The 23,818-nt window shown below is 67.2% G+C and carries 23 protein-coding genes; 20 read left to right on the top strand and 3 right to left on the bottom strand.

Translation table 11 applies throughout. From position 1 onward, the window contains the following. Positions 1 to 7: 7 nt before the first annotated feature. The 7 genes from galE to ACSUZJ_RS18385 all read left to right on the top strand — a co-directional run bounded on the left by galE (position 8) and on the right by ACSUZJ_RS18385 (position 9,614). Positions 8 to 1,012 carry a UDP-glucose 4-epimerase GalE gene (gene galE / locus ACSUZJ_RS18415; protein ID WP_499410565.1) on the top strand — a complete coding sequence of 335 codons (1,005 nt, stop codon included), beginning with the start codon at positions 8 to 10 and terminating at the stop codon, positions 1,010 to 1,012. A 120-nt stretch (positions 1,013 to 1,132) separates the two neighbouring features. Continuing rightward, positions 1,133 to 2,302, top strand: coding sequence for a nucleotidyltransferase family protein (locus tag ACSUZJ_RS18410; protein WP_499410564.1), 1,170 nt, complete (start codon positions 1,133 to 1,135; stop codon positions 2,300 to 2,302). Next, positions 2,299 to 3,717, top strand: coding sequence for a mannose-1-phosphate guanylyltransferase/mannose-6-phosphate isomerase (locus ACSUZJ_RS18405; protein ID WP_499410562.1), 1,419 nt, complete (start codon positions 2,299 to 2,301; stop codon positions 3,715 to 3,717). Before ACSUZJ_RS18410 ends, ACSUZJ_RS18405 begins: the two co-directional genes overlap by 4 nt. A 305-nt stretch (positions 3,718 to 4,022) precedes the next feature. Beyond that, the gene (locus ACSUZJ_RS18400; RefSeq protein ID WP_499410560.1) at positions 4,023 to 4,769 is read left to right on the top strand and encodes a PEP_CTERM-anchored TLD domain-containing protein; all 747 of its coding nucleotides are present in this window, start codon (positions 4,023 to 4,025) and stop codon (positions 4,767 to 4,769) included. Between the two features lie 10 nt (positions 4,770 to 4,779). Beyond that, positions 4,780 to 5,835 (top strand): TIGR03790 family protein, encoded by a 1,056-nt coding sequence (locus ACSUZJ_RS18395; RefSeq protein ID WP_499410558.1) that lies wholly within the window; start codon positions 4,780 to 4,782, stop codon positions 5,833 to 5,835. A gap of 207 nt (positions 5,836 to 6,042) precedes the next feature. Next, a complete protein-coding gene (locus ACSUZJ_RS18390) occupies positions 6,043 to 9,018 on the top strand; it encodes an ExeM/NucH family extracellular endonuclease (RefSeq protein ID WP_499410556.1) in 2,976 nt (991 codons plus the stop codon). An 11-nt stretch (positions 9,019 to 9,029) separates the two neighbouring features. After that, entirely contained in the window at positions 9,030 to 9,614 is a 585-nt protein-coding gene (locus ACSUZJ_RS18385) for an NF038129 family PEP-CTERM protein (protein ID WP_499410554.1), read from the top strand. Positions 9,615 to 9,729: 115 nt separating this feature from the next. Here ACSUZJ_RS18385 and ACSUZJ_RS18380 read toward each other — a convergent pair whose 3' ends face one another. After that, positions 9,730 to 10,014 carry a hypothetical protein gene (locus tag ACSUZJ_RS18380; protein ID WP_499410552.1) on the bottom strand — a complete coding sequence of 95 codons (285 nt, stop codon included), beginning with the start codon at positions 10,012 to 10,014 and terminating at the stop codon, positions 9,730 to 9,732. A gap of 321 nt (positions 10,015 to 10,335) precedes the next feature. Between ACSUZJ_RS18380 and ACSUZJ_RS18375 the strand changes: the two genes are divergently transcribed. The 12 genes from ACSUZJ_RS18375 (at position 10,336) to ACSUZJ_RS18320 (ending at position 20,522) form a co-directional block, all read left to right on the top strand. After that, a complete protein-coding gene (locus ACSUZJ_RS18375) occupies positions 10,336 to 10,758 on the top strand; it encodes a hypothetical protein (RefSeq protein WP_499410550.1) in 423 nt (140 codons plus the stop codon). Between the two features lie 152 nt (positions 10,759 to 10,910). After that, complete coding sequence (gspG, locus tag ACSUZJ_RS18370; RefSeq protein WP_499410548.1) at positions 10,911 to 11,351, top strand: type II secretion system major pseudopilin GspG; 441 nt, start codon at positions 10,911 to 10,913, stop codon at positions 11,349 to 11,351. A 39-nt stretch (positions 11,352 to 11,390) separates the two neighbouring features. Beyond that, positions 11,391 to 12,590, top strand: coding sequence for a type II secretion system F family protein (locus ACSUZJ_RS18365; RefSeq protein ID WP_499410546.1), 1,200 nt, complete (start codon positions 11,391 to 11,393; stop codon positions 12,588 to 12,590). 23 nt (positions 12,591 to 12,613) lie between these two features. Further along, on the top strand, positions 12,614 to 14,266 hold the full coding sequence (locus ACSUZJ_RS18360; protein WP_499416595.1) for a GspE/PulE family protein: 1,653 nt from the start codon (positions 12,614 to 12,616) through the stop codon (positions 14,264 to 14,266). Beyond that, on the top strand, positions 14,259 to 15,098 hold the full coding sequence (locus tag ACSUZJ_RS18355; RefSeq protein WP_499410544.1) for a hypothetical protein: 840 nt from the start codon (positions 14,259 to 14,261) through the stop codon (positions 15,096 to 15,098). The genes ACSUZJ_RS18360 and ACSUZJ_RS18355 overlap by 8 nt, the downstream gene beginning before the upstream one ends. Next, positions 15,095 to 15,640 (top strand): PilN domain-containing protein, encoded by a 546-nt coding sequence (locus tag ACSUZJ_RS18350; RefSeq protein WP_499410542.1) that lies wholly within the window; start codon positions 15,095 to 15,097, stop codon positions 15,638 to 15,640. Before ACSUZJ_RS18355 ends, ACSUZJ_RS18350 begins: the two co-directional genes overlap by 4 nt. Then, positions 15,637 to 16,206, top strand: a complete 570-nt coding sequence (locus ACSUZJ_RS18345; protein ID WP_499410540.1) for a hypothetical protein — start codon at positions 15,637 to 15,639, stop codon at positions 16,204 to 16,206. Before ACSUZJ_RS18350 ends, ACSUZJ_RS18345 begins: the two co-directional genes overlap by 4 nt. Continuing rightward, complete coding sequence (locus tag ACSUZJ_RS18340) at positions 16,203 to 16,745, top strand: hypothetical protein (protein WP_499410538.1); 543 nt, start codon at positions 16,203 to 16,205, stop codon at positions 16,743 to 16,745. The genes ACSUZJ_RS18345 and ACSUZJ_RS18340 overlap by 4 nt, the downstream gene beginning before the upstream one ends. Before the next feature lie 23 nt (positions 16,746 to 16,768). Then, positions 16,769 to 18,772, top strand: a complete 2,004-nt coding sequence (locus ACSUZJ_RS18335) for a secretin GspD/PilQ domain-containing protein (protein WP_499410536.1) — start codon at positions 16,769 to 16,771, stop codon at positions 18,770 to 18,772. After that, positions 18,769 to 19,335, top strand: a complete 567-nt coding sequence (locus ACSUZJ_RS18330; protein ID WP_499410534.1) for a prepilin-type N-terminal cleavage/methylation domain-containing protein — start codon at positions 18,769 to 18,771, stop codon at positions 19,333 to 19,335. Before ACSUZJ_RS18335 ends, ACSUZJ_RS18330 begins: the two co-directional genes overlap by 4 nt. Before the next feature lie 3 nt (positions 19,336 to 19,338). After that, on the top strand, positions 19,339 to 19,740 hold the full coding sequence (locus ACSUZJ_RS18325; protein ID WP_499410532.1) for a prepilin-type N-terminal cleavage/methylation domain-containing protein: 402 nt from the start codon (positions 19,339 to 19,341) through the stop codon (positions 19,738 to 19,740). Continuing rightward, positions 19,734 to 20,522, top strand: coding sequence for a type II secretion system protein (locus tag ACSUZJ_RS18320; RefSeq protein WP_499410530.1), 789 nt, complete (start codon positions 19,734 to 19,736; stop codon positions 20,520 to 20,522). Before ACSUZJ_RS18325 ends, ACSUZJ_RS18320 begins: the two co-directional genes overlap by 7 nt. On the opposite strand, the gene murJ is transcribed toward ACSUZJ_RS18320, so the two are convergent. Next, complete coding sequence (gene murJ / locus ACSUZJ_RS18315; protein WP_499410528.1) at positions 20,523 to 22,073, bottom strand: murein biosynthesis integral membrane protein MurJ; 1,551 nt, start codon at positions 22,071 to 22,073, stop codon at positions 20,523 to 20,525. It abuts the gene before it with no gap. A 210-nt stretch (positions 22,074 to 22,283) separates the two neighbouring features. Between murJ and rpsT the strand changes: the two genes are divergently transcribed. Further along, positions 22,284 to 22,550 carry a 30S ribosomal protein S20 gene (gene rpsT / locus ACSUZJ_RS18310; protein WP_036216299.1) on the top strand — a complete coding sequence of 89 codons (267 nt, stop codon included), beginning with the start codon at positions 22,284 to 22,286 and terminating at the stop codon, positions 22,548 to 22,550. A 213-nt stretch (positions 22,551 to 22,763) separates the two neighbouring features. Here the strand turns inward: rpsT and ACSUZJ_RS18305 are convergent, their stop codons facing one another. Next, positions 22,764 to 23,561, bottom strand: a complete 798-nt coding sequence (locus ACSUZJ_RS18305; protein ID WP_499410526.1) for a DUF2243 domain-containing protein — start codon at positions 23,559 to 23,561, stop codon at positions 22,764 to 22,766. Positions 23,562 to 23,818: the final 257 nt, after the last annotated feature.

Here is a 23,818-nt window from a genome sequence, read left to right as displayed (position 1 = left end):
TGACGACATGAAGATTCTGGTTACAGGCGGCGTGGGCTATATCGGTTCCCACACCGTCGTCGAGTTGCAAAATGCCGGGTACGACGTGGTCGTGGTCGACAATCTCTCGAACGCCCAGCGCTCGGTACAGGAGCGCGTGCAGAAAATCACCGGCAAGACCTTCGAACTGATCGAAGCCGACATCCGCGACCGCGCGGCCATGGAAGCGGCCTTTGCGCAGCACAAGGTGGACGCGGTCGTCCACTTCGCCGGGCTGAAGGCAGTCGGCGAATCGGTGGCCCAGCCGCTGCGCTACTACGACAACAACGTCTCCGGCAGCGTGGTGCTGTTCGAGACCATGGCCAAGTTCGGCGTGAAGACCCTGGTGTTCTCGTCGTCGGCCACCGTCTACGGCGATCCGGCCTCGGTGCCGATCCTGGAAGACTTCCCGCTGTCGGCCACCAATCCCTACGGCCGCAGCAAGCTGATGATCGAAGACATCCTGCGCGACCTGTTCAAGGCCGAGCCGGACTGGCGCATCGCGCTGCTGCGCTACTTCAACCCGGTCGGCGCCCACGAAAGCGGCCTGATCGGCGAAGAACCCTCGGGCATCCCGAACAACCTGGTTCCCTATATCGCCCAGGTGGCCACCGGCCAGCGCGAAAAGCTGTCGGTGTTCGGCGGCGACTACCCGACCCCGGACGGCACCGGCATGCGCGACTACATCCACGTGGTCGACCTGTCGATCGGCCACGTCAAGACCCTGGAAAAGCTGTCCCAGGGCCCGGGCCTGCTGACCTACAACCTCGGCACTGGCCGCGGCAACAGCGTACTGGAAATGGTGCGCGCCTTCGAGCAGGCCAGCGGCCGCCCGATTCCCTACCAGATCGTGGACCGCCGTCCGGGCGACATCGCCAAGTGCTATGCCGACCCGACGCGCGCCCGCGAGGAACTCGGCTGGGTCGCCACGCGCGACGTGGCCCAGATGTGCGCCGATACCTGGCGTTACCAGACCTCGCGCGGCCAGGCCTGAGCCCGGCGCGCTTTATTCGCAACGCATGAAAACACGCTAACGGGCTACAAAACGCACGAACAAAACAGACAAAGTTTTACAGCTCACCAGCTCAACAGCACACACAATGAGGACGGTTCAATGAAAGCAATGATTCTCGCGGCAGGCAAGGGCACGCGCGTTCGCCCGCTCACGTACGACCTTCCGAAACCGATGATTCCGCTGCTCGGCAAGCCCGTGATGGCTTACCTGGTCGAACACCTGAAGAAGCATGGCATCACGGAAATCATGGTCAACGTCAGCTGGCTGCACGAAAAGATCGAAGAGTATTTCGGCGAGGGCGAGCAGTTCGGCGTCCAGATCGGCTACTCGTTCGAGGGCTACATGACGGATGACGGCACTGTCGTGCCGGAGCCGATCGGCTCGGCCGGCGGCATGAAGAAGATCCAGGAGTTCGGCGGCTTTTTCGACGACACCACGATCGTGCTGTGCGGCGACGCCCTGATCGACCTCGACCTGAAGGCGGCGCTGCTCGAGCACCGCAGGAAAGGCGCGATGGCCTCGGTCATCACCAAGGAAGTACCGTGGGACAAGGTCTCGTCCTATGGCGTGGTCGTGACCGACGAGGAAGGCCGCATCAAGCAGTTCCAGGAAAAGCCGAGCCAGGAAGAGGCGCTGTCGAACTACATCAGTACCGGCATCTACATCTTCGAGCCGGAAGTGATCGACCTGATCCCGCCCGGCGTGCCGTTCGACATCGGCTCCGAACTGTTCCCGCTGCTGGCCGAGCGCGGCCTGCCGTTCTATGCCCAGACCCGCCCGTTCAACTGGCTCGACATCGGCACCATGTCCGATTACTGGGAAGTGCTGCAGACCGTGCTCACGGGCGAAGTCAACCATATGGACGTGCCGGGCATCCAGATCGAGCCGGGCCTGTGGGTGGGACTGAACACCAGCATCGACTGGAGCGGCGGCACCAGGATCGAAGGGCCGGTCTACATCGGCTCGGGCGTGCGCATCGAGGCGGGTGCCCACATCGTCGGCCCGACCTGGATCGGCCACGGCAGCCACATCTGCGAAGGCGCGGAAATCGTACGCAGTGTGTTGTTTGAATATACTCGTGTGTTGCATGATGTAACATTGCACGAAATGATAGTTTTCAAGGAATACAGTGTCGACCGCGCAGGTGAGATGAAGCACGCTTCCGAATACAGTTCCGAAGAATGGCTGAATGCACGCGACCGCCGCCGCAGCAGCCGCAAGGAAATCGCAAGTCAGAAAAGTAATAACCTAGAGAAAGCGAACGCATGAAGATTTACCCAGTGATCCTCTCCGGCGGTGCCGGTACCCGTCTGTGGCCGCTGTCGCGCGCGGTGCTGCCCAAGCAGCTGCTGCCGCTGGTGGCCGACAAGACCATGCTGCAGGAAACCGCGCTGCGTGTTTCCGGCCTGCCTGGCCTGATGGCGCCGCTCGTCGTATGTGGCAACGACCACCGCTTCATGGTGGCCGAGCAGCTGCGTGCGGCCGGCATCACGCCCCTGGGGATCCTGCTCGAGCCGGTCGGCCGCAACACCGCGCCGGCCGTCGCCGCGGCGGCGCACTACCTGAAGTCCATCGATCCGGAAGCGGTCATGCTGGTGCTGCCGGCCGACCACGTGATCGAGAACCGCGAGGCCTTCAAGGAAGCGGTGCAGCGCGCCGCCACCATGGTGAAGGGCGGCGGCCTGGCGACCTTCGGCATCGTGCCGCAGTCGCCGGAAACCGGCTACGGCTACATCCGTCGCGGCGCGGCGCTGGCCGCCTGCGACGACTGCTACAAGGTCGAGCGCTTCGTCGAGAAGCCGGACCTGGCGACCGCCCAGGCCTTCCTGGCCGACGGTGGCTATTACTGGAACAGCGGCATGTTCATGTTCGCCGCCGAGCGCTACCTGACCGAACTGGAAAAGTTTGCTCCGGAAATCGCCGCCGCCGCCGACAAGGCGGTCCATACCGGCTACCGCGACCTCGACTTCTGCCGCCTCGACGAAGCGGCCTTCACGGCCTGCCCGTCGGACTCGATCGACTACGCAGTCATGGAGCATACCCATGATGCCGTGGTGGTGCCGGCCGACATCGGCTGGAGCGACGTCGGCTCCTGGTCGGCGCTGTGGGAAGTGCAGCCGCACGACGAGAACGGCAACGCCCAGCGCGGCGACGTCTACCTCGACGGCGTCAAGAACTCCCTGGTGCGCGCCGAGAGCCGCATCGTCGCGGTCGTCGGCGTCGAGGACATCGTCGTCGTCGAGACCCAGGATGCGGTGCTGGTCGCACACAAGGACCAGGTCCAGCGCGTCAAGCAGGTGGTCGACCACCTGAAGTCAAAGGAGCGCACCGAGCACCTGCACCACACCCGCGTCTACCGCCCCTGGGGCCACTACGAGGGCATCGATGCGGGCGACCGTTTCCAGGTCAAGCGCATCACGGTCAAGCCGGGCGAGAAGCTGTCGCTGCAGATGCACCACCACCGCGCCGAGCACTGGGTGGTCGTCTCCGGCACCGCGCGCGTGACCTGCGGCGACAAGGTCAGCCTGCTGTCGGAAAACGAATCGACCTACATCCCGATCGGCATGAATCACCGCCTGGAAAACCCGGGCAAGCTGCCGCTGCACATCATCGAAGTGCAGTCGGGCAGCTACCTCGGCGAGGACGACATCGTCCGCTTCGAGGATATCTACAAGCGTTCGTAAGAACGTCGTTCGCAAGAGCGCAAACGGGCCGCAAGGCCCGTTTTTTTTCGTTTCTCGTAGGGTGGACACCTGTGTCCACGCGGTATGGTACGGTTGAGCGCTACGGGCAGTGCAAGTATCGCCGACGTGCGCATTCCACGATCTCGCCGACCGCGACGCCATGCATCCGTCGTACAGCGTGGACACAGGTGTCCACCCTACAGGAACCACCATCGTTCAGCGCAAGGTTTCCAGGTCAACAGTGTGAGACCCTGCACCGCGCAGGCATACAATGCTTGGTCAGTGAACCCCGTCAGGAGGTGATCATGAAGACGCTCTTTGCAGCCGGCGCGCTGGCGCTGGTTCTCGCGGCACCGCAGGCTTCGGCGCAGACCGGCGACCCACCCCTGGACCCCGTGCTCGAAGCCCAGCTCGAGCGCTGGCTCGGGGCCGGCGACCAGATCTTCGACAATCTCTACACCCGCCAGCCGGGCGATACCTCGCTCGACTTCCACGCGGCGGTCGACGAGCGCGGCCCCACCTTCACGCTGATGCGCGTGAGCGACCCGCTAGGGAACAGCTACCTGATCGGCGGCTACAACCCGCAAAGCTGGGAGTTCGACACCGGCTGGAATGTCACCGAACGCGATTTCCAGCGTACGGCCTTCCTGTTCAACTACACGGCTCCGGCCGTCTACCGCCAGGTGCTGACCGGGCTCGAGCTGCCCAGCCAGGGCTCGTTCCAGACCTATAACGCGCCCAACCAGGGGCCGTCCTTCGGGGCCGGGCCCGACCTCTTCGTCAACAACCGGCTCGACACGGCCTTCTCCTGGCGCCTGAGCTATGGCGCCCCCGCCGACGAAGGGCTGAGCATCATCGACCAGAGCAGGGGCGGGCAGCTATTCAATATCGACGCGATGGAGCTGTATGCGGTGTCGCCGATTCCCGAGCCGGCGCATGCGGCCATGCTGGCGGCCGGGCTGGGACTGGCCGGGGCGGCGCTGAGGTTGCGGCGGGCCCGCCGCCGCACCGGACGCTCCGGCGCCGAGGCATCCGGACCGGACCAGGCCTGAGCGGTGGCCCATGGTCCGGCTCCTGTGGGCGGCGCTCTGGCCGATCCTGCCGCTCTTGTTCCTGCACGGCGCCGCCGCAGCGCAGGCGCGGCTGCAGCCGCAGCTGCCATTATTGGAACGCGGCGGACTGACCGCGGCGCAGCTGGCCATCGTCATCAACGACGACGACCCGGCCAGCGTCGCGGTCGGCGACTACTACCGCCGCCGGCGCGCCATCCCCGACGCCAACGTGGTGCACGTGCGTATTCCCGGCAAGCCCCACAGTCTCGACCCGGCGCGCTTCCAGCTGCTGAAGGAGGAGATCGACAGCCAGCTCAAGCCCGGGGTCCAGGCCGTGCTCATGGTCTGGACCGCGCCTTATGCCGTGGCCTGCAATTCCATCACCGGCGCCTATACCCTCGGTTTCGACGGCGCCCTGTGCCGCGAGACCTGCGCCGCCGGCCAACCCAGCGCCTACTTCAATTCGAACAGCACCCGTCCCTATGCGACTCACGGCATGCGCCTGGCCATGCTGCTGCCAACCGAGTCGGTGGCGGCGGCAAAGGAGGTGATCGACCGCGGCATCGCCAGCGGCTTCCGGCTGGTGCCGGCCAGCGCCTATTACCTGACGACGCCTGATGCGGCCCGCAACAGCCGCGCGATGTTCTTTCCGCCCCCGGGCCGGATCGCGGCGAAAAAGCTGGCGACCCGGCGCTTGCAGGCCGACGCCCTCGAGAGGGCGCACGACATCATGATCTACCAGCTCGGCAAGGCCAGCGTCGACAAGCTCGACACCCTGCGCTTCCTGCCCGGCGCCCTGGCCGACCACCTGACCTCGCACGGCGGCGACCTGCTCGGCAGCACCCAGATGAGCAGCCTGCGCTGGCTGGAAGCCGGCGCCACCGCCAGCTACGGCACCGTCAGCGAACCCTGCAACCACTGGCAGAAATTCCCCAACCCGGCCGTGCTCCTGCGCCACTACGTGCAGGGCAACAGCGCCATCGAAGCCTATTGGAAGAGCGTGGCCTGGCCGTCCCAAGGCCTGTTCATCGGCGAGCCGCTCGCTGCGCCCTACCGGCGGCGCTGATGCGCCACGCCCTCGACAGCCGCACCGCCAGTGTGCGCTTGACGTGCAGATGTTGTCTGCATACCTCATCCGCCGCACCGAATTGGCGCTTGGCCGTCATTCTCCTGTCAAATTGTGGATTTATTATCTTTTTTGATAATAAAATTCCTATTCGTAATAACAACAGTTTCCCGATTGGCTTGCTTACCCACCCTATTCAGGATGCCCATGAAAATGCACGTTGCAACACACACACCAGCCGGACGGCTGACTGTCCTGGCCGTGCTGCTGGCCGGACTGGCGGCGCCGGCCTTCGCCACCCCGGGCGATGTCGTGATCAGCCAGGTTTACGGCGGCGCCGGCAGCGGCGGCGCGCTGTGGAACCGGGACTTCATCGAGCTGTTCAACCGCAGCGGCGGCCCGGTCAGCCTGAAGGGCTGGAGCGTGCAGTATCAAGCGGCGGCAGGCACCACCTGGCAGGCCACCGCGCTGCCGGACGTGAGCCTGCAGCCGGGACAATACTTCCTGGTGACGGGGCAGGGCGCCGCCACCGGCAGCGACGTCGGTACGGCCGACCAGACCGGCGGCCTGAGCCTGTCGGCTACCACCGGCAAGGTGGCGCTGGCGAACGTGGCCAAGGCCATGACCACGCCGGAAGGCGAGGCCGTGGTCGACCTGGTGGGCTTCGGCACCGCCAACCGCTACGAAACCGCGGTCGCGCCGGCGCCATCGATCGTCAACTCGATCCAGCGCGCGCAGCTCGGCTGCGTCGATACCGACAACAACGCCGTCGACTTCACGGCCGCGCCGGTCGCCGGCCCGCGCCGTTCGACCTCGCCGCTGAACAGCTGCAATGCCGGCCCGGTGGTGCAGCAGATCGTCCTGAACTGCCCGGCCAGCGTGCAGGCCGAGCAGGGCAAGGGCGCTGTCGTGGCGCTCGGCGCCAGCGACGGCGACAGCATCGTCAACAGCGCGGTGATCGAATCGGGCGCCGTGCCCGGCATCAACCTGACCGGCTTCGTGCCGGCCGGCGCAAGCGGCGGCAGCGCCAGCGCCAACCTCTCGGTCGCTGCCTCGGTCGCCGCCGGCAACTATCCGCTGCGCGTCACCTTCGCCAACAACGACGGCCAGAGCGCCAGCTGCAACATCGCCGTCAGCGTCGCCGGGCAGCTCACCATCCCGCAGATCCAGGGCAGCGGCCCGAGCACCGCCTACAACAACACCGTGCAGACCACCCAGGGCGTGATCACCGCCAAGGTCGGCAGCGGCTTCTTCCTGCAGGACCCCAACGGCGACGGCGACCCGGCTACCTCGGACGCGATCTTCGTCTTCGGCAGCGCCGGCGCGGCCAACGTGGGCGACCAGGTGCGTATCACCGGCACCGTCACCGAATACAAGCCGAGCGGCGCGACCCGCTCCTACACCGAGTTCAAGGATCTGACCGCGGTCACGAAACTGGGCAGCGGCTACAGCATCGCCCCGACCAATGTCGAGATGCCGAACGCCGACCTGGCGCGCTTCGAAGGCATGCTGGTGCGCTTCACCACGCCGCTCACCGTCAACGGCAATGCCTACCTGGGCGATCGCGGCGAACTGACCCTGTCCTACGGCCGCCGCGAGATCCCGACCAACCGCTATCCGGCCGGCTCGCCGGAAGCGAAGGCGCTGGCTGCCGAGAACGCGGCGAACATGATCGTGCTGGACGACGGCATTTTCGTTGCCCCGACCACGATTCCCTACCTCGCAGCGGACGGCACCGTGCGCGCGGGCGACACCGTGCTTGATCTGACGGGCGTGCTCGACTTCGGCGCAATCGGCGGTGGCGGCGCGGCCTTCAAGCTGCAGCCGACGGTCACGCCGGTGTTCTCGCGCACCAACGAACGCCTGCCGGCCCCGGTGGTCGCTGCCGGCAACGTGAGGGTCGCCAGCGCCAACGTGCTGAACTTCTTCACCACCTTCACCAACGGCGCCGACGCCTGGGGCCGCACCGGCCAGGGCTGCACCATCGGCGGCACCACCCGCGCCTCGAATTGCCGCGGCGCCGACAACATGACCGAATTCGTGCGCCAGCGCGACAAGATCGTCGAGTCGCTCAGCGCAGTCAATGCCGATGTGGTGGGCCTGATGGAAATCCAGAACAACGGCGACATCGCCGCTTCCTACCTGGTGGACCAGCTCAATGCGAAGATGGGCGCCGGCACCTACGCCGTCGTGCCGAAACCGGCGGCGACCGGCACCGACGCGATCCGCGTGGCGATGATCTACAAGCCGGCGGTGGTCAGCCTGGTTGGTTCGTCGCTGTCGGACGGCGACGCCGTCAACAACCGTCCGCCGATGGCCCAGACCTTCAAGGCGACGAACGGCGGCAAGTTCTCGCTGGTCGTGAACCACCTGAAGTCGAAGGGCAGCTGCGGCGGCGCCAGCGGCGGCGACAGCGACAGGGGCGATGGCCAGGGCTGCTGGAACGCTTCCCGCGTCGAACAGGCCGCACGCCTGCGCGACTACTTCCTGCCCCAGGTGACGGCCGCCGCGAACGATCCCGACGTGCTGATTGTCGGCGACATGAACGCCTACGGTCACGAAGACCCGATCCGCCTGCTGAACGCGGCCGGCTACGGCAACGAGATCGAGCGCTTCGTGCGTCCGCAGGGCATTCCCTACTCCTACGTGTTCGGCGGCGAGAGCGGCTACCTCGACCACGCGCTGGCCAGCACGGCCCTGTCCGCCCAGGTTGCGGGCGTGACCGAGTGGCACAACAACGCCGACGAACCGGATGCGATCGACTACAACCTGAACGACACCGCCGAGGACCCGTACGTGAAGAACGCCTACCGCGCTTCGGACCACGATCCGGTGGTGGTGAGCCTGAACCTGGCGCCGACCTTCAGCGACGTTACCGCTCAAACGAAGATCGCCAGGTCGGGCATTGCCCTGAACCGTATCACCGGCAAGTACAGCGGCATCGTGACCATCACCAATACGGGCGCCGCGGCGCTGAAGGGTCCGCTGCACCTGGTGCTGCAGGGCCTGCCGGCCGGCGTCACGCTGGACGGCAAGAGCGGCGAGCAGGGCGGCGCCCCTTACCTGACGCTGCCGAACGCCTCGCTGGCCGCCGGCGCCTCGGTCACCGTCACCACCACCTTTACCAACCCATCGAAGGTCAGCATCGGCTACACCGCCAAGCTGTTCTCCGGCACCTTCTGAGGAATTGAACCATGTGGAACCTGAAAAACCTGTTCGCCCGTGCGCTGCTGGCGCTGATGCTCGCAACCGGCGCCGGCGCCGCCTCGGCCGGCCCGATCTACCAGGTCACCATCGACACCAGGGGCATGGATGGCACCGGCCTGCTCGACTTCGCCTTCCTCGGCCTGGAATCGTCCGGCGCCGCCACCGCCTACCTGAGCGGCTTCAGCGGGGCTTTCGGCGACTTTGTGCTGGAGGGCGACGCCAGCGGCAGCCGCGAAACCGGCATCGTGCTGGGCAACGGCAGCGGCTTCAACGACTACCTGCAGGCGGTCACGCTGGGCGACCTGTTCCGCTTCACCGTGCGCTTCGACGTAGCGCCGGAGGGCGACGGCACCACGCTCGGCGTGGCCCTGTACAACGACGATCTGAGTGCTTATCTCGGTGTCGAGGGCAACCTGGCCCAGTTCGACCTGATGCCGGGCAGCGCCATCGTCGTGTCGGCGGACAACCCGCTGACCCGCGTCAGCGAAGTGCCGGAGCCGGCTTCCATGGCTGTGATGATGATGGGCCTGATGCTGCTGGGCTGGACCCCGCGCCGGCGCCGCATGCGCTGAGCGGCGCGCACCAGGCCTCGACCGTCGCAGGCACAAGGCACTTGCAGGAGAAAGGCACACCGGGCTGCGGCCCGGTGTGCCTTTTTTGTTTGGCGCAGCAGCCGGGGGAGGAGGCTTAAGCGCCGGCGCCGCCGTCCTGGGCAGCGCGGCGCATGGCGTCGATGCGGTAGGCTTCGGCGTTGCCGTCGATGATGCGCAGGCCGGCGCAGCCGTCGGCGGCGCAATCCGGTGCCGGGCTTTGGCCGACCGATGCTGGATCTACCGACAGGTCGACCACCTTGATGGCGGCGGCGGTCTGGACCGGTGCGGACGGGGTATCGATGCTGGCGCCGCCGCAGGCGCACAGGGTGGCGGCGATCAGGGAAATGCTGAGAAGATTGCGGAGGCGTTGGGTGTTCATGATGATGTTTGAGGCGGGCTCGTCAGTGATATGAACTATTGTAGCGAGGAATTTTTCCAAACATCAATTTATTTTCGTAAAGATAGCAGAAGTTAAAAGATATTGAACGTTAAAAGACGGCAAGATGGAAGAAGTTGAATGACGATAGTAGGATGTATCCTACAGGAAATAAAAAGTGCACTAAGGTAACGAAAGCAAGGCTCGTCGCATTCCCGCCACAGGCTTGCGAGCGCTTCTGGACTCTCGCCAAGGGCGCATCGGGAAACTTGTCGAACTGGCTTGCACGCTTGACCACGGGCGCGGCAAGCGTATGATGAGCTGATGCGAAAACTTGTCCTTCTTTCACTGCTGGCCTGCGCGGCCTGCACGACCCGGGCCGACGGTCCGGCCACGCCGCAAGCGTCCCAGCCTGCCGCTACGGTCGGCGCACCGGCGACTAGCCAGCCGGACACGCTCGCCCAGATCAAGGACCTGATCGGCAAGGCGGAATGCTCATCGGACAGCCAGTGCCAGGCCCTGCCGATCGGCTCCCGTCCCTGCGGCGGCCCGGCCAGCTACCTGGCCTGGTCCACCGCCAAGACGTCCTCCAGCGACATCCAGGCCCTGGCCGACCGCTTCCGCACCGAACAGCAGGAGCGCAATGCGCGCTCGGGCATGGTGTCGGACTGCCGCGCGATCGCGCCGCCGGCGGCGGTGTGCCGGGCAGGGAGTTGCCAGCTGACGGATGCGTTGTCGGTGAGGTAAGCGCGCCTGCCGCTTCAGGTAGATTTTCCGTTGCGCCAGCGACTATATGCTGTACGAGGAAAGGGCTGCATTTCCGCATTTGCGTTGCCTCTTAGATATCGCCATGGTAGTCTGTACGGATGCGGCCGCCTGGCCAAATCAGGAGTAATTGGATGTCGCAGTCAATGTCCGCCAAAGCCCCATGCCAGCGCGTCAGCGGCTTCACGCTGCTCGAACTGCTGGTGGTCATCGTGATCATCGGCCTGCTCGCGGCCTATGTCGGTCCCAAGTATTTTTCCCAGCTCGGCAAGTCTGAAGTGACGATCGCGAAAGCCCAGATCGAGGCCTTCGAGAAGTCGCTCGACACCTACCGTCTCGACGTCGGGCGCTACCCGACCGGCGAAGAAGGCCTGGCCGCCCTGATGACGGCGCCCGCCAGCGCCGGCGCCAAGTGGAACGGTCCCTACCTGAAGAAGGGCGTGCCACAGGACCCATGGGGCCATCCGTATCAATACCGTTCGCCCGGCGCCAAGGGAGAATACGAAATCGTTTCGTTCGGCAGGGATGGCCAGCCAGGCGGCACCGGCGACAACGCCGATATCTCCTCGCTCTGATTCCGTACCCTTACTTTCTTCACCTCCGGGCACGTCCACATGCAGTTTGCGGTTCGCACCCTTGCGCCCGATCTGTCGATCACCAGCGTCGTCATCGACGCGCTCGATGAAGCCGACGCGCGCCGCCAGGTCGAGGCGCGCGGCCTCTTCGTCAGCGCGGTCGAACCGGCGGCGCGTTTTACATTGGATGCTCGCCTGACGGGCCAGCGCGGCGGCAAGCTCTCGCTGGTCCTGTTCAGCCAGGAATTGCTGGCCCTGCTCAACGCGGGCCTCGGCATCGTCGAGGGCCTCGAAGCCCTGTTGGAAAAGGAAGCCACTCCCGCCGCGCGCACGGTGCTCGAGCGCCTGCTCGCCGGCCTGCGCGAAGGCAAGCGCTTTTCCAGCGTGTTGGCAAGCCAGCCGGCCCTGTTCCCGCCGCTCTACATCGGCATCGTGCGCGCCGCCGAAGGCACGAGCGATCTGCCGCGCGCGCTCTCGCGCTACATCGAATACCAGCAGCGCATCGATACCGTGCGCTCGAAAATCGTCAGCGCCTCGATCTACCCGGTGATCCTGCTCTGCGTGGGCGGCGGCGTGAGCGCCTTCCTGATCGGCTATGTGGTGCCGCGCTTCGCCGAGGTCTACCAGGGGGCGGGGCGCAACCTGCCGTGGATGTCGCAACTGCTGCTCGAATGGGGCCAGTTCGCGGCCGGCCACGGCATGGCGATCCTGCTCTTCGCCGTGGCCTGCATCGCGCTGCTGGTCGCCGGTGTGCGCCGGGCGATCAGGAACGGCGGCATCACCCGCCTGCTGGCGCGCCTGCCCGGCATCGGCGAGCGCGCCCGTATCTACGAACTCTCGCGCCTGTATCTGACGCTGGGCATGCTGACCGAGGGTGGCATCACCATCGTCAACGCCATCGAGACCGTGCAGCCCATGGTCTCGAATACGCTGCGCCAGGCCCTGTCCAGCGCCCGTGCTGCCATCGAATCGGGCCGCCCGCTGTCGGATGCTTTCGAGGCCCACGGCCTGACCACGCCGATTTCGCTGCGCATGCTGCGCGTGGGCGAACGCACCGGCGAGATGGGGCCGATGCTCACGCAATCGGCCGCCTTCTACGACGGCGAAATCAGCCGCTGGATCGACCGCTTCACGCGCACCTTCGAGCCGCTGCTGATGGCGGCCATCGGCCTCGTGGTCGGCGCCATCGTGGTGCTGCTCTACATGCCGATCTTCGACCTTGCCGGAGACATGTCGTGAGCGTCATCGATTCAGCGCTCCTGATGCGCGCCCGCGCCCAGAGCCGCCAGTCGCAGCGTTCGCTGGTGACCGAGCTGGAAGCATTGAGCGGCCTCGATCCGCGCCAGCTGGTCGTCGCCCTGGCCGAGCCCTTCGGCCTCTCCGTGATGGAAACGGCCGAGATGCTCAGCCAGGAGCCGGCCTTCGACCTGCTGCCGCTGGCCCAGGCCATGTCGCGCCATTGCGTGCTGCTGCGCGGCCCCGGCGGCCAGGTCACCGGCGTGATCGCCGATCCTTTCGACCTCGACCAGCAGACCTGGCTGTCGAGCCAGGCCGGCGCCACGCCGCGCGCGCCGCTGCACCTGCGCCTGGCGCTGCAGTCCGATATCCAGGCCTACCTCTCGCGCCAGGAAGCCTCGGCGCGCGCGGTCGACACGCTCGCGCCCAGCAGCAGCGAGGCCCGGCGCGACGGCAAGACCGCGGCCGTACTGTCCTTCGCCTCGGTGTCGGAAGCGGGCAGCCCGGCCGTCAAGCTGGTCAACTCCACGCTCTACGATGCGCTGAAGGCGGGCGCCTCGGACATCCACCTCGAGAGCACGGCGTCCGGGCTGGCGGTGAAGTACCGGGTCGACGGCGTGCTCGATCACGCCACCACGGTCGGCGGCATCGAGCTGGCCGAGCACATCATCTCGCGCCTGAAGGTGCTGGCCGAACTCGACATCGCCGAGCGCCGCATCCCGCAGGACGGCAGTTTCCGGGTCGAGGCGGGCGGGCGCGAGATCGACCTGCGCGTCTCCATCATGCCGAGCATCCACGGCGAGGACGCGGTCATCCGTATCCTCGACAAGCGCGCGATGGTCGAGGCCTACGGTTCGCTGACGCTGGAAGCGCTCGGTTTCGATGCGCCTTCCCTCGCTACGCTGCGCACCCTGGCCCAGGAAGCCTACGGCATGTTGCTGGTGACCGGCCCGACCGGATCGGGCAAGACCACGACCCTGTACGCGGCGCTGACCGAGATCCACAACGGCCGCGAGAAGATCATCACCATCGAGGACCCGGTCGAGTACCAGCTGCCGGGCATCCTGCAGATCCCGGTGAACGAGAAGAAGGGCCTGACCTTCGCCAAGGGCCTGCGCTCGATCCTGCGGCACGACCCGGACAAGATCATGGTCGGCGAGATCCGCGACCGAGAAACCGCCGAGATCGCGGTGCAGTCCGCGCTCACCGGCCACCTGGTGCTGACCACGGTCCACGCCAACAACGTGTTCGACGTGTTCGGGCGCTTCACCCACATGGGCATCGATCCCTACGCTTTCGTGTCGGCCTTGAACGGCATCTGGGCCCAGCGCCTGGTGCGCATGAACTGCCCGCACTGCGCGGCCCGATACACGCCGAGCGACCAGGAACTGCTGGCGGTGCGCCTCGAGCGCGATGCCGTCGAGGACTACCTTTTCATGCGCGGCAAGGGTTGCGGCGATTGCCGCGGCACCGGCTACAAGGGCCGCCGCTCGATCGCCGAGATCCTGACGCTGAACGACGAGATCCGCGAGCTGATCGTCGACAAGCAGCCGATCCGCCGCATCAAGGCCGCGGCCCACGCCAACGGCACGCGCAGCCTGCGCCTGGCCGCGCTCGACCTGGTGCGGCGCGGCGCCACGACGCTCGACGAAATCAAGCGGGTGACCCAGCATGCCTAGACCTGGACTACTTAGACTGCCTGGACAATCGCTGCGGCTCGGGATCGGCCACGACAGCCTCGCCCTGGTGCGCACCAGCCGGGTGTTCGCGCGCGGCGTCACCGTCCTGGCCGAGGTGGGCTGCGACGCCGCCGCCGATCCCCAGGCCCTGGCCGCCGCCCTGCGCGCGCTGCTGGCCGAGGCCAAGGCCGCCGGCTGGCCGGTGAGCGTGGTACTGGCCGACGAGCTGGCGCGCATGTGGCAGGTGGCGCCGCCGCCGGGCGCTGCGCAGCGGGCCGACCTGGAGGCGGCCGCCGCGATGCGGTTCCAGGCCCTGTTCGGCGCGCCGCCGGCCGGCTGGAGGATCGCCGCCGACTGGCAGGCCACGCGCCCCTTCCTGGCGGCCGCGCTGCCTGCCTCCCTCCTCGATGTATTGGAGCAGGCCGCGCGCGAGGCGCGCTGCCACCTGGTCGAGATTGTGCCCCAGTTCGTGGTCGCGATGAACCATTGGCGCAAGCGCCACCGTCCCGGCGCCTGGTTCGGCCTGATGCACGGCCAGGTGCTGACGCTGGCCGCCTACGACGGCCCCACGCTGGCAGCGCTGCGCACGGCCGTCGTGCCGCCCGGCGCCGACCGCGACTGGCTGGAAAGCCATGTCGCGCGCGAAGCGCTGCGCGTCGGGGTAGGGCGGCCCGAGCGCCTGCAGGTGTGCGGTCCGGCGCCGCGCAGCTGGGCCAGCCACGAAGGGCGCCTGAAGTTCGGCTGCACCCTGCTCGAGGACGAAGACGAGGAGGGCGCAGCTTATGTCCGCTCGGCGGCTGTCAGGCTGGCCTGTACGGGGAGCCGGGCATGAAGCGCGTGCGCCTCGATTTCGCCCGGCCCGGCCTGCGCCGCACCCTGTTCCACACGCCGCGCGGCGCCTGGGGACTGGTCCTCGGCGCGCTGCCTCTGTGCTTTGCGGTGCTGGTGAATGTCCTGAACTATGGCGAAGCGCGGGAAGAGGTCGATGCGCTGCAGGCGGCCCTGCGCACGCGCGCGGTCGCGCCGGTGGCGCAGCCGGCGGCCCAGCGCCTGCCGCCCGTCAGCGAGCAGCAGGCCACGGCCGTGAACGCGGCCGTGATGCAGTTGAACCTGCCCTGGCGCGCGCTGCATGACGCCGTGCGCGGGGCGACGCCGCCCTCGGTCGCGCTGCTCGCGCTCGAACCGGACGCGAAGAAGCGCGTGCTGCGTATTACCGCGGAAGCGCGCGGCAGCGACGACATGATCGCTTATATCGAAGCGCTCCAGAAGGCGGAGTGGTTCGGCGCCGTGACCCTGGTGCGCCACGAGATCAACGAGCAGGACCTGAACCGGCCGATCCGCTTCCAGCTCGATGCCCAGTGGGGGACGCCATGAAGAAGGCCAATCTCGCCGGGCTCGCCTTGCGCCTGCGCCTGGCCCTGCGCGGCCTCAGCCCCGTTCTGTTCCTGGCCGTGCTGCTGTACGCGGCCGGTTTCGGCACCCTGGCCTGGCTGGTGCCGGCGCGCGAGGCCCTGGAGCAGGAGCGCGAACTGGCGCGCCGCGCCGCCGCCATGCCGCCGCCAGTTGCGCCTGTAGTAGAGGTTGCCAGCGCCGACCGGAACCTGGCGCTGTTCTACGACTCGCTGGGCGAAAAGCGCTACGTCGAGCAGCAGGTGAAAACCCTGTTCGGCATCGCCGCCAAGACCGGCCTGGTGCTGCGCCAGGGCGAATACAAGAGCGGTTACGACCGCAACGCGAAGCTGCACACCTACCAGGTGAACCTGCCGGTGCAGGGCAGCTATGGCCAGGTATGGCAGTTCGCGATGCTGTCGCTGCGCGCGATTCCCTTCGCGTCGCTCGACGACATCAGCTTCAGGCGCGACACCATCGGCCAGGCGAACGTTGAGGCGCGGCTGCGCCTGACCTTCTACCTGCTCGATGCGCCGGGAGTGCCGCGATGAAGCCGCGCCACATCGCCCTTGGCCTGGCGCTGGCCGTCGCGGCCGGGCTGGCGGCCTTTGGCGACAAGACGCCGAACGACGAGGTGGCCGAGGCGGTCGAGCGTCCGGCGGCGTCGCGGGCGCCGGTAACCGCCGCCCCGTCGGGCCCGGCCTTGGGTGCCCAGCCTGGCGCCCGTGAACCGGCGATCCTGCGCCTGCAGCCGCGCGACGAACTGATCGGCGACAGCGCCGGCGGCGGCGAGGACGAGCATGCGCTGTTCGGCCGCCAGGACTGGACACCGCCGCCGCCACCGCCGCCGGAGCCCGGCCCACCGCCGCCGCCCGTGGCGCCGCCGCTGCCTTTCACCTTCATCGGCAAGTCGCTGGAGGAGGGCAAGTGGGAGGTCTACCTGGCCAACGGCGAACGCACCCACATCGCGGTCGAGGGCGGCGTGATCGACGGCGCCTGGCGCGTCGAGCGCATCGTGCCGCCGCTGCTGACCCTGACTTATCTGCCGCTGAACAAGGTTCAGCAGCTCAACATTGGAGCATTCGACTAATGGTTCGTTCCCGGATTCGAGCGATGACGGCGGCAGTGCTGGCGGCGCTGCTGCTGGCCGGTTGCGCGGCCCAGCGTGCCTACCAGGAGGGCAATGCCCTGGTCGCCCAGGAGCAGGTCAGCGCGGGGCTCGCCAAGTACCGCGAAGCGGTGGCGGCCGATCCCGGCAATCCGCTCTACCGCGCCGCCTTCCTGCGCGCCCGCGACGCCACCGCCACACGCCTGATCGAGCAGGCCGAGCGCGACCTGGCCGAGGGCCGCGCCGAGGAGGCGCGCGCCGGCTACCTGCGCGTGCTCGAGGTCGACCCGGCCAACGAGCGCGGCCGCGCCGGCATGCGCCAGGTCGAGGCCGACCGCCGCCACAGCGCCATGCTCGATGCGGCCACGGCGGATGTCGAGAAGAAGGACTACGAGGCCGCGCGCCTGAAGCTCTCGGCGATCCTGACCGAACGTCCAGGGCATGAGCGCGCGCGCCTGATGCTCAACGACGTCAACGAGAAGGCGGTCACGCCGACTCTTGAAACCACGCTCACCGCCGCCTTCCGCAAACCCATCAGCCTGGAGTTCCGCGAAGCGCCGCTGCGCCAGATCTTCGAGATCATCGCGCGCCACTCGGGCCTGAACTTCGTCTTCGACAAGGACGTGCGCGCCGACCAGCGGACTTCGATCTTCCTGAAGAACAGCACGGTGGAGGCGGCCGTGCACTTCCTGCTGGTGACGAACCAGCTCGAGCGCCAGGTCATGGACGGCAACACCATCCTGATCTACCCGAACGTGGCCGTCAAACTCAAGGAATACCAGGAGATGACGGTCAAGACCTTCTATCTCGCCAACGCCGAAGCCAAGAGCATCGCCAACACCTTCAAGACCATCCTGAAGTCGCGCGACGTGGTCGTCGACGACAAGCTCAACCTGGTGATCCTGCGCGACAGCCCCGAGGTGATCAAGCTCGCCACCCAGCTGGTGGCCCTGCAGGACGTGCCCGAGCCCGAAGTCATGCTGGACGTCGAGGTGCTGGAGATCAAGCGCAGCCGCCTGATGGACCTGGGCGTGAGCTGGCCGGGCAGCCTGAGTTTCTCGCCCCTGGTCGCCGCCGAGGGAGGGGCGATCTCGATCGACGCGCTGCGCGGCCTGAACAGCAGCAGCATCGGCGTGACCGGCATCGGCGCGGTGGTCAATGCGAACAAGACCGATACCGATTCGAACACCCTGGCCAATCCCCGCATCCGCGTGCGCAACAAGGAAAAGGCCAAGGTCGTCATCGGTGACCGGGTGCCGAACATCACGACGACCGTCTCGACCGGCGTCGGCGGCTTTGCCTCGCAGTCGATTACCTATGTCGACGTGGGCCTGACCCTGAACGTCGAACCGACCATCTACCTGAACAACGAAGTCGGCATCCGCATCTCGCTCGAGGTGAGCAACCTGATCGATTCGATGACCACCAACGACGGCTCGGTGGCTTACCGCATCGGCACCCGTTCGGCCCAGACCCTGCTGCAATTGAAGGACGGCGAGAACCAGGTGCTGGCGGGCCTGATCAGCAGCGAAGACCGCGCCAGCGGCAGCAAGGTGCCGGGCGTGGGCAGCCTGCCGATCCTGGGCCGCCTGTTCGGCAGCACGCGCGACTCGAACGACAAGACCGAGATCGTGTTATCGATCACGCCGCACCTGGTGCGCACCATCCAGCGCCCGCCGGCCGGGGCATCCGAGTTCAGCGCCGGTACCGAGGCCAGCTTCCGCCGCCGTCCGGACACGGCGGTGCGCCAGCCGGTCGTGGCGCCGGCGCCGGGTGCCCGTCCTGCACTGCCGGGCAATGGCGCGCCCGCGGCCCAGCCGGCCAACGGCCTGCCGGTCGCGCCGCCGGTGGGTCAGCCGCCAGTTGCGCCGACCGTGCCGCCGGTGACCGGCATGCCGCTGTCGCAGCCAATCGGCACCACGCCGCCGCCGACGCCGAACGTGCCGCCACCGGGCACGCCCTATACCGCGCCGGCAGGTGTCCAGGTGACACCGATCCCGAACCCATGAGCTTGACCGGTAGGGTGGTCCGGACCACGAAAGGCGGCTGTGCCGCCCACGCGTTCAACCCGTGCTGGCGTTCTCGCGACGTCCACGCACGCCCGCGCCCCCGCGGCTTCACCCTGATCGAACTCCTGGTCACCCTGGCCATCCTCGCCTTGCTGGCCACGCTGGTCATCCCGGTCGGCCAGACCGTGGTCCAGCGCCGCAACGAACAGCAGTTGCGCCAGTCCCTGCGCGAGATCCGCCTGGCGATCGACGCCTACAAGCGCGCCAGCGACGAGGGCCGCATCAAGAAGAACGCCGGCGCCACCGGCTACCCGGCGAAACTCGAACTGCTGGTCGAAGGCGTGACCGACCTGCGCAGCCCGAAGCAGGCCAAGATCTACTTCCTGCGCCGCCTGCCGCGCGACCCCTTCAATCCGGATCCCGAGCTGGCGGACGCGCAGACCTGGGGCAAGCGCAGCTACGCCAGCGAAGCCGAGGAGCCGAAAGAGGGCGACGACGTCTACGACGTCTACTCGACGTCGAACAGGGTTGGCCTGAACGGCATTCCCTACAGGCGCTGGTGACAGATGAGGAAAAGCGTGAGGACCTTCATGCGTGCGCCGCGCGGCTTCACCCTGATCGAACTGCTGGTGGTGCTCGGCATCGTCGCCTTGCTGCTGACGCTTGCCGTGCCGCGCTTCTTCCCGAGCGTCGACAAGACGAAGGAAACCATCCTGCTCGACAACCTGCGCAACACCCGCGCCGTGATCGACCAGTACCACGCCGACACCGGACGCTACCCGGATTCGCTGGAACAGCTGGTGGAGAAAAAATACCTGGCGCGCGTGCCGGTCGATCCGGTCACCGAGAGCGAGACCACCTGGGTCATCGTTCCGCCCGAGGAGGGCAGCGCGCCGGGCGGCGTCTACGACATCCGCAGCGGCGCGCCGGGGAACGGCCGCGACGGCCGCCCCTACGCCGAATGGTAGCGCGGCGCGCCCGGCAGGCCGAGGGCGGCTTTACCTATGTCGGCCTGGTGATCTTCGTGGCCATCCTGGGCCTGGTGGGGGCGGCGACACTGAAAGTCGACTCCCTGCTGCGCCGCGCCGCCGCCGAGCAGGAGCTGCTCGAAATCGGGGCCGAGTACAGCGAAGCCCTGCGCAGCTATGCCGCCGCCACCCCGCGCGGCTATCCGACCGCGCCGCCGACGTTGCAGGAGCTGCTGAAGGACCCGCGCTTTCCCGGCACGCGGCGGCACCTGCGCAGGATCTACGTCGATCCGGTCACGGGCCGCCAGGAATGGGGCATCGTGTACCAGGGCGACAAGGTGGGTGTGCTGGCGGTGTACAGCCTGTCGCAGGCGCAGCCGCTGAAGGTGGCGAATTTCGACGCGCGCTTCCAGAATTTCGAGAACAAGGAACACCTGTCGGAATGGAAGTTCACGGCCAGCGGGACGGGCGCGAGCGCCGCGCCAGGGGCCAACGGGCAGCCGCCGAACCTGCAGCCGCAGCCGAACGTGCAGCCGGCGCCGCTGTTCCCGGCGCCCGGAACCGAGCCGCCGCCGCCGACTGTCCCGCCGCCGCGGCAGCCGACTGAGCCGCCGCAGCCGGCCGAGCCGCCGGAGACGCAGACGGAGAGCGAGGCGGAACCGGCGAAGGAGCCTGAAGAGCCGCCGGCCCAGCCCCAGCCGGCTGAAGCCGAAGCCGAACCCGCGCCTGCGGAGCCGCCGCCCGCCGAGCCGCCAGGCAACGGGCGCGCGGACGGGCGATGATTATTTCGCGCGGCGCTTGAAGTCGCGCGGGCGGAAGCCCAGGAGCCCCAGCACGCCGAAGTAACTGACGGCGCACAGGCCGATGATGCCGACCAGGATGCCGCCGCGCAGGAGCGGCTGGGCGCGCATCGCGATCCAGTCGAACTGGATCTGGCTGAACCAGGCCACCGCTCCCATGACCGACACCGCCACGACCAGCTTGAGGAAGAAGGCGCCCCAGCCCGGCTGCGGCACGAAGATATCGCGGCGGCGCAGCCCGTGGTAGAGCAGCGCGGCGTTGAGGCAGGCGGCGACGCCGATCGACAGTGCCAGGCCGGCCACGCCGAACAGCGGCACGAAGACCAGGTTCATCAGCTGGGTCGCCACCAGGGTGCCGACCGCGATCTTCACCGGCGTGCGCACTTCCTGGCGCGCGAAGAAGGCCGGCGCCAGGGTCTTGACCAGGATGAAGCCGAGCAGGCCAGCGCTGTAGGCCATCAGCGGCAGGGACGAGGCGTTCACGTCGGCGGCGTCGAAGGCCCCGTAGTGGAACAGGGTGGAGATCATCGGCGTGGCCAGGGTGGCGAGGCCCACCGCCGCCGGGATCGACAGCAGGAAGGTCAGGCGCAGGCCCCAGTCCAGCAGGGACGAGTATTCCTGGGTGTCGCCTTCGGTGTTGGCCTTGGCCAGGCCCGGCAGCAGGATCGTGCCCAGGGCCACGCCGAGCAGGGCGGTCGGCAGCTCCATCAGCCGGTCGGCATACTGCAGCGCCGTGACGGCGCCTGCGGCCAGGCTGGCGGCGATGGTGGTGTTGATCAGGAGGCTGATCTGGGCCGCCGCGACGGCGAACACGGCCGGCCCCATCTTGCCGAGCATGCGGCGCACGCCGGCGTCGCGCAGGCCGGTGAAGGGGTTGATCGACAGGCGCGGCAGCATGCCGAGCTTGATCAGCGGAGGAAGCTGGAGCGCCACCTGCAGGATGCCGCCGATGCACACGCCCACCGCCATCGCATAGATCGGCTGGGCGAAGTAGTCGGACAGCACGACGGCGGCGAAGATGAAGGAAAGGTTCAGCAGCACCGGGGTGAAGGCCGGGATCTTGAACTGGCGCCAGGTATTGAGCACCCCGCTGGCCATGGCGACGAAAGCCATGCAGGCGATGTAGGGGAACATCATCCGGGTCATCACGACCGCCGCGTCGAAAGCGGCCGGCTCGCGTTGCAGTCCGCCGCCGATCCAGTAGATCAGCACGGGCGCGGCCAGGATGCCGACGATGCTGGTCAGCATGGTGGCCCAGATCAGCACGGTCGCCACGTGGTCGACCAGGGTCTTGGTCGCCGCCTGGCCGTGCTTGGTCTTGTATTCGGTCAGGATGGGCACGAAGGCCTGGGAGAAGGCACCCTCGGCAAACAGGCGCCGCAGGAGGTTGGGCAGGCGGAAGGCGATGTTGAAGGCGTCGGTGAAGTTCGAGGCGCCGAAGGCGGCGGCGAACAGACTTTCGCGCAGCAGGCCCGTGATGCGGGACACCATGGTCATGCTGGAGATTGCAGCGAGGGTCTTGAGCAGATTCATGGGGCGATATTATAGCTGGGCAACACCCTCGCACACCGCCCCTCTGGCGAGAATAGTGAATTATGAATTGCCCGGATGGGATTCCTTCGCTATAATCGTGGGCTGTACTGAATTCTGTTAGCAGACACTTATGTTTGGCAGGCACTGGAATGGGCCAGTTTGACTCGCTAATGTTTGCAAACGCAACTTGACCCCGATTTAGGAAATTCCATGGCAAATACCGCACAAGCGCGCAAACGCGCTCGTCAAGCAGTTAAGCAAAACGCACACAACAGCGCTCAGCGTTCGACCCTGCGTACCGCAATCAAGGCCGTCCGCAAAGCCATCCAGGCTGGTGACAAGGCCGCTGCAACCACCATCTTCCAGCAGTCCGTGTCGACCATCGACAGCATCGCTGACAAGAAGATCATCCACAAGAACAAGGCCGCTCGCCACAAGAGCCGCCTGGCTGCTGCTCTGAAAGCCCTGTCGGCCTAATAGACCGGTTGGCGCGCGGCGAATGCCGCGCTGGCAGTACAGTGGAAGAAAGACCCGCCCGACTTCGCGTCCTGGCGGGTTTTTCCGCATTGTGGTTTGGGTGTTGCCGTTCGTAGGGTGGACACCTGTGTCCACGCTGTCGTGTCGCTGCGTGCCGCGTCGCGTCTATTCAACCGGTGAGACCGCGTGGGCACAGGTGCCCACCCTGCAACATCAACCCCGTGCCGAGGTCCAGGCCAGGCAACCCACCGCCAGCGCCGAATTGCTGACCAGGAAAGCCCCGTGCCGGTAGAGCAGGTCGGTCTTCGATTTGTCGCGCACGTCCAGCGCCCAGACATCGCCTTCGGGCGCGGCCCACAGGATGCGCCCGTCCACCGCCTCGATGCCGGCGAACACCTCGTTCGGCGTGACGCCCGGCTTGAAGAACACCATCACCGTATCGATGTCGCGCGGCGGCAGGGCTGCGACCGGACCACCGACCAGCACCGCCAACACCAGCGAGGCAATGCTCGCCTTGCCGCCGACCGAGCCGGTGCCGCGGCGCAGCCACCAGGCCAGGGCGATGAAGGCGACGCCGAACACGAAGAACCACAGCAGGTCCCAGAGCAGCGGGTTGTCGACGTCGATGCGGATGCGGTGGATGCCCAGTATCCAATGGAAGAGGACGGAGTCGGCAATGTTCCAGGCCCCGAAGCCGAAAGCGGCGCTGGCCAGCAGGTGGCGGTCGCCTTCGTCCGCCCCGGCCGCTGCGCGCACCTTCCACAGTTTCCATAACCCCCAGGCCACGATCACGTACATCAGCACGTGGAACAGTCCATCCGCGAGGATCTGGGTCTTGATGTCGCGGAAGGCCTCGCCCGGCACCAGCGACAGCAGGTGGTGCCACTGCAGGACCTGGTGCAACAGGATGCCATCGAAAAAGCCGCCGAGGCCGAAGCCGAGCAGGAAGCCGGCCCAGCCGAGCGAACGCAGGGCGGGAATGGCGGAAGCGTCGGTTTTGCGCACAGTCATGGTTTCTCCGGTGTGAGGAAACGGGATCGATCGTACTGCGGTTGCCGGCTATCCTAGCGCGTCCGGCGCCGGGCGCGCGCCGCGCACGGTGGCCCGCCTTACCCCTGGGGTCGCCGCAGCCGCCCCCCACCATGGCATGCCGGCAGGCGGGACCTGTTGAGGGCCCTCAGTGCACGCTCTTCCGGGGCCGCCGGCGGGCGCTGGAATGCTAAAGCTGTAGCGCAGCGTAAAATACTGGTGCATAATGTGAAACGCGC

The sequence above is a fragment of the Telluria sp. B2 genome, assembly GCF_051789535.1.
Lineage (GTDB): Bacteria > Pseudomonadota > Gammaproteobacteria > Burkholderiales > Burkholderiaceae_D > Telluria.
Note: the sequence above shows the minus strand (reverse complement) of the source record. Positions and strands in the feature narration are given on the sequence as shown.